Source organism: Enhygromyxa salina (assembly GCF_002994635.1).
Taxonomy (GTDB): Bacteria; Myxococcota_A; Polyangia; order Nannocystales; family Nannocystaceae; genus Plesiocystis; species Plesiocystis salina_B.
The window spans coordinates 43,478-52,925 of the sequence record NZ_PVNL01000063.1; the positions used below are offsets into that span (position 1 = coordinate 43,478).

Here is a 9,448-nt window from a genome sequence, read left to right on the forward strand (position 1 = left end):
GGATCAGCCGTCGAGCGCGACAATGAAGCCGCGCTCGCGCAGCTTGGTGATGGTCCGGGTCCAGCGCGTCGCCGAGATCTCGGGGTGCTCGGCGATCAGCACGTCGAGATCGAAGCGCGGGCGACCGAGCAGCGCCCGGCCGAGCGCGAGCGGGACCGGGACCGAGCGCTCGCCGTGGACGAGCGCGACGTGACCGCGGTCGAGCGGCGCGAAGCGAAGCTCGGGCGCCAGCGCCAGGCTCGGCTCGCGCGCGTCGTCGACCAGCCCAGCCATGAACTGCCGAAACAGCGGGGCGCCGAAGTCGAGGCTGTCGATGACCGGGCTGCCGCCGCCACACAGCTCGACCCCGAGCGTCGCCAGGCAACGACGCTGGAGCGCGCACGCGGCCTCGTAGGCGGCCGCGACCGAGCGCGCGCCTCGATCGACAAAGGCCTCGAGCTCGGCCCGGCACTGGCGCGCGGGCTCGTCGTCGCGCGCGAGCAGCTCGGCGGCGATCGTCTGGAGCAGGTAGTTGGCGGGGAGTCGATCGAGCACCCGCTGCAGCCCGGGGTCGGGCGGCCGCACGCGAAACCCGAGACCCGCGGCCGCGTCGAGGTAGTCGATGTGGTGCCAGTAAAACGGCGGCATGTAGAGGGCCCAGCCGGGCTCGAGCACGACCTCGCAGCCACCGGCGTAGGCGAGAAAGTCGCGGCGCTGGCTCGGGCTCCACTCGCGCGCCCGGATCCCGCTGAACTGCATGATCGGGCTGAGCAGCGGGCCGGCGTGCGGGCTGAACAACACGAAGCGCTTGCGACCGATCAGCTGGACGTTGAACACGTGGCGACCATCGCGATCGAAGTGCAGATCACTCGACTGATCCGCGCCCGCGACGTAGGCGTAGACCACGATCGCGTCGGCGTCGTCGGTCTTGCCGGGGTGGAGCCGGGTCAGGCCCATCGCTTCGAACAGCGGGGCCGGCCCGTCGAGGTGCTCGAGCAGCCGCGCAGAGGGTCGAAGCTCGACCGCGGGATCGGTCTGGTCGGGGCGCGCCTGGGCCTGCTCGATGTAATCGCGCAGCTCCACGCGCGCGGCCGGCAGCGGTCCGAAGCCGGCGAGGCTCGGCTCGGATCGGGTTCGCAGGTAGTCGCGGAAGGCGGCGAAGCGGTGGTCGCGATAGTTGGGACGGACCGGGATCGCCCACGGCTCGGCCGCGTCACACAGCGCCGACCACGAGCCGACCAGCGCCGTCGTCCGCGGGCCGAGCAAGGCCGCGTCGAACAGCGCGGGCCGCCCGGCGTCGACGTGCTCGAGCAGCGCGGGGACGGTGTCGACGGCCTCGATCACCGAGCTAGGATCCGACACCCGCGACCTCGGTCTCGGTCTCGGTCTCGGTCTCGACACGCTCGAGCACGCCGCGCGCGAGCAGGGTCTCGAGCATTCGATCGACGAGCTGGTGCGAGATGCCTGCTTCAGCCCGCGCGCGGTAGCCCGAGAACGGACGGGGGGTCGTCGCCAGCCAGCGCAGGGCCGCGACGTAGGCCCGCGGGACCAGCAGCTCGCGGGTCTCGTCGTCGACGGTGGTCCGCAGCGTCCAGTAGCCGCCGCGCCCGCGGTCGAGCTCGACGCCGACGCCGGGCCTGCGCCTGACCATGGTCCGCGGATCGAAGATCGTCGACGGCCGCGCCTCGAGCTTGGCCTCGCTGTACTCGCGGACCCGGGCCGCGAGCTGCTCGCCGACCTCGGTCGCGTCATAGTCCCCGACCTCGGGCCACAGCTCGCGCGGCCACACCTGGCGCGCGAGTCGGCGCCACTCGGCCTCGACGTAGGTCCCGCGCTGGATCACGAACAGCAGCGTCCACGACTCCTCGTCTGTCTCGGCCAGGGTCCGGTGCCAGGTGTAGGGCGGCGCGACCACGACGGTGCCCGGACGCATCACGACGCGCTCGGCTCGCTGCTCGAGTCGAGCGACGGTCGCCTCGTGTTGCGCCTGGGTCCCCCCGACCCCCGCGAGCCGTGCGTCGATGTGGCCCATTCGCTCGGGGTGGAGATCCTCACCGCTCTCGGTCAGCCACCAGGTCTTTTGACCCGCGAGCTGCACGATGAGCAGGCACGAGTCCGAGTCGTGGTGCCAGGCGACCCCCGCGCCCGGGCTGCTGACCGTCAAGGTCGCCTGAATGTGGTGTGCCTGACCGCGGGATAGTTCGTCGGCGAGGCCACACATCCACGCGTTGACGTCGGGGATACAGGTCATGGCCATCTGCACGTGCCCGCCGAGCTTGAGCGCATCGACAGCCTCGTCGTTGGTCGCCCGACACTCGCCATATGGCATCACGCCGACCGCACACGAGGTCTGGGGAAACTCGTCGAGCAAGTCTTTGAGGCTCGGCGCGGTCGGATCGGGCCATCCCCCTCGCTGGGGCTCGGGTACGAAGCACTGCACGAGCCGATCCTCACGCACGGCGGCGGCGAATTCCTCGGCTTTAGTTCCTACGAGACGGGTGAGACCCTCGGGCAGCATCTGAACTATCCTCGGTCGAGTGTGTGAATTATATGAGCGCCACGGCGTGACCGCAGCGCTCGGTTGGGGAGATCAGAGGGGTCAGGACGGCCAATCGTGAGGGTTGCTCACGACCACGACCTTGCGCGGCTTGTTGCCACCCGCGACGCTCTCGAGCTGCTCTTTGGACAACTCGACGAGCGGGAGCTCGCCATTCGCGACGAAGTCCGAGAACTCGTCGAGGGAACACTCATTGCCAATCTTGTGAAAGACCGACCACTGCTCCTCGCTCATGGAGCGGGTGGCTTCATACAATTCGACCATGCTTACTTTTTTCTTCATTTTCCTACTTCCTCTCGCCAGACCAAGGGGCGCTGGCGAGAGCGACTCTAAGAACCCGCGGGTCACAATTCAACTTAAATTTTGGCATTTGCTCATATTTAAACGCTGTACTTCGGGTTGGGATGGCAACCATCCCCGCCCCCTCGACGGGGCGCTTTACTGCTATTAGTGGACCATCAGGAGCCCTGAATGAACGACTCGAGCATGCGCGCAACCTTGGATTGTTTTGCTGACCTGTTGCCGACCGCGGTCCGCGACGCCGATGGCTACGCGCGAGTTCAGCGAACGCTCGGCGAGCTGCCGCAGGTGTTCATGAGCAACGGCTTCGGCATCGAACATGAGCTCGGCCTCCTCGACGACGCGCGCGGTCGCAACAGCTTGTCGGTCTCGATCGCAACCGAGCTGCCCGGCGTTGGCCGGCTCAACCTCGCCCGCGTGGTGACCAAGCACCTGCGCCCATGGTTCGCCGAGCCACGGTTTGCGGCCGGGTTCACGCGCGCGTGCGAGGCCCTCGTGGGTCATCGCCAGGCGCCAGTGTTCCCCGAGCGTTGCTACTTTGGGTTCGAGGTCGACGACGACGAGCGCCTGCGCATCGCTGGCGTGGTCTGGTCGTATTTCATGCACGCGGCCAGGCTCGGCGAGCACGAGCTCGGCGATCTATTCGCGCAGCTGCTCGGCCCAGGCTTCGACCCCGCAAACCCGTCGATCGTGCGGCTGGCCGAGCTGTGTGGGTCCGTGCGGCCGCTCGAGATCGGTCACGGTATCCGCCGAGGACGCGAGCTGTTCAAGGCCTACCCGGCGCTGCGGTTCAGCGCCAGCGCGGCGCTGCTCGATGGCTTCGAGCACGACGCGGCGCGGAGCTTGCGTCCGGCGATCGAGCAGCTCGGTCGGGCGCTGCCGCAGTGGGACTGCTTTTGCCCCCTCGATGTCGTCGATGGCGAGCTCGTCAGGCTTGGCTTCGAATTCAATTTCGAAGAGCCCGGCGCGCGCGAGCGCTATCTCCCGGTCCTGTTCGACTCGCAGCTGGTCAGCGAGCGACTGCCCGAGTCGGCGCGCGCGGCCCTGGTTGCTGGTCTCGCCCGACCTCGCGTGACCCGGACCAACGCCCGTGGCGAGCGCTGCTCGTTCGAAGTCACGCACCTCAAGCTGTCGATCGATTGTCGGGGGCGGCTGGCGTGGAAGGCCTACTTCGCCTACCGAGCCCTCGATGCGTACCCGGCCACGATCCCGATCTTGACGCCGTGGACCGCGGCGATGGCCTGACCGAGGACAACGACGAGTACTGCGATGAGAACAAGCTCAACAAAGACATCGCCGAAGCGGGCGACCACTTTGGCTGGGCGCTGGCGGCAGGGGACTTCAACTGCGATGGGTTCGACGATCTGGCGATCGGTGTAACCCAACGAAGATAACCAGGATGTCCCAGGCATCGACGGTGTCGCCGAGCAGGATGACCTGTTCGGCTGCGCGCTCCACTCGTGACGTCGCGCGACCGCGCGTAGTCGACACCGTCCGCTTATTCATGGTAGTGAAGGCCATGCTGGGCCTCGAGATCCTGCTCGTCGGCGGTGTCGTGTACGTCGCGCGCAGGCTCTACGAGCACCTCGCTGCGGAGCCCGAGCAACCTGCTGCCGAGTCTGCCCCTCGAGCCGACGACGCCGAGGCGACCCACGCGGCTGCAAGCGCCGAGAGCGACGGCGTGCGCGAAGGACACGCGCTGGCAGTCACAGGGCTCGGGCTGACGGCAGCCGGCGCGGTCTTGTGGGCGCCGGCGACATTGCTGGGAATCGGGTGCATTGTCTACAATACGGTCGACGTGCTGCGCGGCGCGTGGCGCAAGTGGCAGGTAGAGCGGCGGATCGGTGCCGAGTTCGTAGATACCTCAGCGGTGCTAATTGCGCTCGGCGCCGGGCTGTATGTGCTGGGAGGGTTTGCGCAGTGGGTCTACTTCGTGGCGATTCGGCTGCGTGTCAACGCGAAGAGCCGCCTGCGCGACAACCTCGGGGGGATCGTCGCGGCGCCGCCGGCGGTCGCCTGGTGTCTCGTCGGCGAGTCCGAGATCGCCACGCCGGTCGACCGTGTGCGGGTCGGGGACCACGTCATCGTCGGAGCCGGCGAGCTGGTGCCGGTCGACGGCATCGTCGAGCGCGGCGAGGCAGCCATCGACCAGCGGTTTCTCACCGGCGAGGACCAGCCGGCCGAGAAGGTGCCGGGAGACGAAGTGCATGCGAGCACCGTCGTGCTTCGCGGTCGGGTCGTCGTCCGTGTCACGCGGACCGGAGCAGAGACCGCGGCGGCCCGCATCGAGGCCGCGCTCCGAGACACGATCGCCTACGAGCAGCAGCTCGAGCTACGCAGCGAGCTCGTGTCGGACCGCACGACCGTGCCCACCTTCGCCCTCGCTGCTGCGGCGGGCGTCCTGCAGGGCGTGCCGGCGCTGCTCGGGGTCATGTCGTCGAATTTCTCGTCGGCGCTGCGGTTGTTGAGTCCGTGGTCGATGCTCAACTACATCGAGATCGCCGCGAACCGTGAGGTCCTCGTCAAGGACGGTCGGTCGCTCGAGACGCTGTCGCGGGTCGATACCGTCGTGTTCGACAAGACGGGCACGCTGACGCTCGGCGAGCTGAAGGTCGCGGCGATCGTCCCGCTCGGTGGCGCGGACGAACGGGCCGTCCTCGCGTACGCGGGGGCGGTCGAGCAGCGCCAGAACCATGCGATCGCGCGGGCGATTGTGGCCGCGGCGGTCGCGAGCGAGGTCGTCCTCGCTCCCGCGACCGAGGTCGAGTACACGCTCGGTCATGGCGTTCGCGCCGAGGTCGGCGGCGAGGTGGTGTTCACGGGGAGCCAACGGTTCATGCACCAGCAGGGGATCGAGCTGCCCGACGCGGAGCAGGCGGACGCGGGGATCCACTCGCGGGTGTGGGTCGCGGTCGACTCCGCGCCGATCGGGAGCCTGGTCCTCGCGCCGGTCGTCCGCCCGGAGGCGCGGGCGCTGATCGATCGCTTGCGCGCGCGCGGTCTCGCTATCCACGTCCTGTCGGGCGATCGGGAGGCCCCGACCCGCGCCCTCGCGGAGGCGCTGGGAATCCCGAATGTTCACGCCGAGCAGCTCCCGGAGGACAAGGGCCGGTTCATCGATACGCTGCACGCCGCCGGACGGACCGTCTGCTTCGTCGGCGACGGCATCAACGACGCGATCGCGCTCAAGAAAGCAGCGCTGTCAGTGTCGCTGCGCGACGCGGCGGCGCCGGCCGTCGCCAGCGCGCAGATGGTTCTCCTGGACGGGACGCTGCGAGGTCTCGCCGACGTGTTCGACCTCGGGGACGCCTTCGCCCGCGACCAACGCTACAATACGGTGATCACGATGGGCTCGTCGGTCGTGTGCGTGGCCGGTGTGTTCATCGCTCACATCGGCCTGGCCACCATCAATCTGGCGTTCGTCGCCAGCACCGGTCTCGGTATCGCGGGAAACACGATTCCAATCTGGCGGTCACGCCGGCGCCAGCCCGACGACGAGCGCGTCGCGGAACCGGGCCTCACGGAAGTACCGGCGCTGTGATCAAGCAGATGATCGGCGAGATTGGCACGTTCAGCGGCTTCACGATCCGCACCGCCACCGCGGCGGACGTGCCAGCGTTGGCGGCACTGGACCGCGCCCGATTCGGACCTTCGGGGATGGAGGTCTACGGCGAGGAGCACTTCCGGTGCTGGCTGGAAGTGAACCCCTGCGGGCTGCTCGTCGCAAGCCATGCGGGCGGCATCGTCGGCTATCGATACTCGCAGTACCTCGACTTCGACCTTGGAGATATCGCCGGGCTGACTTGCAACGCCGCGTTCACGGACCGAGGGTTCACGCGCCGTACACATCAGGCCGGCGGCAACTCCATCAATGGGGTGAGCGTGTGCTCGTCGATGCCGGGGGCCGGCCGAGCCCTATTCGAGGTGATCTTCGAGCAGCTGCGGCGTGAGGGACGTCGATACTACTTCGGCTTCGCACGCATTCCCGGCTTCGCCGCGTACCGCGAGCGCCTTGGGGCCGCGGCGTCTCAGCTCGACCACGAGCGACTGGCGACCTGGTACGCGCTCTGCTGCGCCCGTCGGGTCGGGGGACTCGTGCACGACGGCGTGGCGTATGCGGGGACCGTTCGCCCGCCCGAACCGGAGGTCCCCGACCCGGTCCTCAGCAAGTATTTGAAGCATCCGAAGTTCGGCGTCGCGGCTGTCTTGCCCGACTGGATCGAGGATCCGGCGAGCCTGAACGTGGGGGTCATGGTGCTCTACGAGAACCCGAATTGCGCCGGCGGTGGCGTTGACGGAGCCGCTGCGTCGCTGCGTACGTAGGTGTTCGTCAGCGGGCTCGCAGGCGGGCGCGCAGCGGGCCGCTCGGACGCAGACTGATAGAGAACCGCGGCTTCGGTTGGTCGCGCGGTGCGATCTCCGGGCGCCAGCGCTGGACCAGCGTCGCCAGGACCAGCACGGTCTCGAGCATGGCGAAGCGGTTGCCGATGCACTGCCGCGGCCCGCCACTGAACGGGAAGTAGGCGAAACGCGGCAGCCGGGCCCCGAGGTCGTTCTCCCAGCGCTCGGGCAAGAACGCGAGCGGCTGCGGGAAATACCGCGGGTTGCGGTGTGCCGCCCATTGCACGAGCCACACCTGCGTACCGCGGGTCAGCGTCAACCCGTCGAGCTCGACGTCCTCGAGCGCCTCGCGGCCGATGGTCCAGATTGGCGGGTACAGGCGCATCGCCTCGAGGATCACTTGCTCGGTGTACGCGAGCTTGGGTGCGTCCTCGGCGGTCGCATCGCGCATGCCGAGCACCGCGTCCACCTCGCGCGTGAGCAGGTCCCACGCACTCGGCCGCCGCGACAGCAGCGCGAATACCCACGACAGCGTCATCGCAACGGTCTCGTGCCCGGCGATGTAGAAGATCAGCACCTCGGCCCGCAGCTGCTCGTCACTCAGCTGCGCGGGACACTCGTCGCGCGCCGCCATGAGCATGCCAAGCAAATCGAGCAGGTCGCCGCTGTCCCCGGACCCGCTGCGCCGCCGCTCGGCGATCACGGCGTCGACCTGCGCGTACATCCGCCGGCGTGCCGCCGCGAATCGGCGGTTCTCCGGCAGCGGCAGCCGGCCCAGCCCGGGGAACACCGCGTGGCGCCAGTCAGCGTAGCGGGCCATCAGGGTCTCGAGCGCCGCGCCGAAGTCGTCGGCGTTCTGGACATGCTTCCCGCGCAGCAGGGTAGCGACGACGACGTCGCGAGTCAGGCGCATCAGCATGCCGTACAGATCCGCGACTTGTCCTTCGCGCCAAGCGGCCGCGTGGCGTCGTGCCGCCTCGACCATGCCCCCCGCGTAGTCGGCGATCCGATCGCGAGAAAACGCCGGCTGGACGAGCCGACGCTGGCGGCGCCAGAGCTCACCGTCGCTGACCAGCAGCCCGTTGCCGAGCAGCTCGGCGACGTCGCGGGTGATGCGGTCCTTCATGAAGCTGCGGCTCTGGGTCACGAGCACCTGCTCGATCAGCTCCGGCGCCCGCGCGAGCACGACCCAGTCGCCTCCGAACCGCGCTCGCACCACGTCGGCACTGTCAAACGTGCGGGCCATGAACCCGTCCGTGTCCAGCATCAGCTCCAAAGTGTTGCCGTAGCGCGTCAGACCGCGGAGTTCGGGCACAGGGGCACGTGGCACGGGCGCGAGGATAGGCGATCGGGCGGCGCTCGTCATCGAACAGGCGCCACGCCGAAGGCTCGTCACGCCGCGAGCTCGCGGGTCGAGTGTGGCGAGCTGCGCGTTCTGCTGCGTCGCGTGGACACAGGCAAATCGCATCACGTGGGCAACTGGCAGGTTCCGACGTCCTCGAATCCGAACGGCGCCTCGCCGGCTTCGAACAGCGGAAGGCACTGGGTCCCGGGCAGCGCGTTGCACTGCGCACCATCGAGCTCGCAGACGGCCGTACAGCAAGCCGCATCGACGCAATCGGGCAGGCTTGCCCCGGGGATGCATACGCCTCCCGGCGCGCAGTCGTTGATGTATTCGCAGGGCTCACCCAGGGGGATGAGCGAGGGCGACTGCGCGCACAGGAAATCCCCGTCGAAGATGTAGCACCCGAATTGCTCACCCATGTTGCAGTCCTGCGCGACCGGGTCGCAGCCATCCACGCACAGGTTCCACACCGCGCCGGCGTCGACGGTGACACAGGTCGTACCGGGAGCGCAGCTCGGCTCCGCCGAGCTTCCTTCGCAAAAGGCCGAACACTCGCCCGAGAGGCCCAGGTCCTGGTTCCAGCAGTAGCTATCCGCACCACAATCGTCGGTCGCCTCGACCCTGCTGGCGAGCTTGCACGCGTCACCCGGCTGCCCAGCACCGAGCACCGGGACACACTTGTTGATGCTCGGTGCCGCGTTGTCCTCGGTCGTCGCGGGCACGCACTTTTGGTCCAGGGGGCAATCCTGCAGCCAGGGATCGCACAGCGCCACACCCTCGCCGTCGCCATCCCCACCATCGCCGTCGCCTACCACGACACGGTGTTCACCTCCTACGCGACCACCGGGCCGATCCCGATCGTCTCCGAGGGCGGAGCCTCGAGCACCACGCCCGGGGTCGACCTTCTGGCCCCCGGCGAGGTCCGC

9 protein-coding genes are annotated in these 9,448 nt (G+C 68.7%); 4 read left to right on the top strand and 5 right to left on the bottom strand.

Translation table 11 applies throughout. The features are described 5' to 3' along the window. Positions 1-3: 3 nt before the first annotated feature. From ENSA7_RS17140 to ENSA7_RS17145, 3 genes are all read right to left on the bottom strand, one after another. Positions 4-1,341 (bottom strand): cupin-like domain-containing protein, encoded by a 1,338-nt coding sequence (locus ENSA7_RS17140; RefSeq protein ID WP_146157793.1) that lies wholly within the window; start codon positions 1,339-1,341, stop codon positions 4-6. Next, complete coding sequence (locus ENSA7_RS42285) at positions 1,328-2,497, bottom strand: JmjC domain-containing protein (protein ID WP_146157794.1); 1,170 nt, start codon at positions 2,495-2,497, stop codon at positions 1,328-1,330. The genes ENSA7_RS17140 and ENSA7_RS42285 overlap by 14 nt, the downstream gene beginning before the upstream one ends. An 81-nt stretch (positions 2,498-2,578) precedes the next feature. Next, positions 2,579-2,770, bottom strand: coding sequence for a hypothetical protein (locus ENSA7_RS17145; RefSeq protein ID WP_106090377.1), 192 nt, complete (start codon positions 2,768-2,770; stop codon positions 2,579-2,581). A 237-nt stretch (positions 2,771-3,007) separates the two neighbouring features. Between ENSA7_RS17145 and ENSA7_RS17150 the strand changes: the two genes are divergently transcribed. The 4 genes from ENSA7_RS17150 (at position 3,008) to ENSA7_RS17160 (ending at position 7,159) form a co-directional block, all read left to right on the top strand. Then, positions 3,008-4,081 carry a hypothetical protein gene (locus tag ENSA7_RS17150; RefSeq protein ID WP_219907983.1) on the top strand — a complete coding sequence of 358 codons (1,074 nt, stop codon included), beginning with the start codon at positions 3,008-3,010 and terminating at the stop codon, positions 4,079-4,081. Next, positions 4,060-4,230: an FG-GAP repeat protein gene (locus ENSA7_RS45050; protein WP_219907984.1), complete on the top strand. Its 171-nt coding sequence runs from the start codon at positions 4,060-4,062 to the stop codon at positions 4,228-4,230. Before ENSA7_RS17150 ends, ENSA7_RS45050 begins: the two co-directional genes overlap by 22 nt. A 110-nt stretch (positions 4,231-4,340) precedes the next feature. After that, positions 4,341-6,377, top strand: a complete 2,037-nt coding sequence (locus ENSA7_RS17155) for a heavy metal translocating P-type ATPase (protein ID WP_181233820.1) — start codon at positions 4,341-4,343, stop codon at positions 6,375-6,377. Beyond that, positions 6,374-7,159, top strand: coding sequence for a GNAT family N-acetyltransferase (locus ENSA7_RS17160; RefSeq protein ID WP_106090379.1), 786 nt, complete (start codon positions 6,374-6,376; stop codon positions 7,157-7,159). Before ENSA7_RS17155 ends, ENSA7_RS17160 begins: the two co-directional genes overlap by 4 nt. A gap of 7 nt (positions 7,160-7,166) precedes the next feature. Here the strand turns inward: ENSA7_RS17160 and ENSA7_RS17165 are convergent, their stop codons facing one another. Together ENSA7_RS17165 and ENSA7_RS43750 are read right to left on the bottom strand one after the other, a co-directional pair. Beyond that, positions 7,167-8,507: a cytochrome P450 gene (locus ENSA7_RS17165; RefSeq protein ID WP_181233821.1), complete on the bottom strand. Its 1,341-nt coding sequence runs from the start codon at positions 8,505-8,507 to the stop codon at positions 7,167-7,169. 137 nt (positions 8,508-8,644) lie between these two features. Next, positions 8,645-9,337, bottom strand: coding sequence for a ribulose phosphate epimerase (locus ENSA7_RS43750; RefSeq protein ID WP_181233822.1), 693 nt, complete (start codon positions 9,335-9,337; stop codon positions 8,645-8,647). Positions 9,338-9,448: the final 111 nt, after the last annotated feature.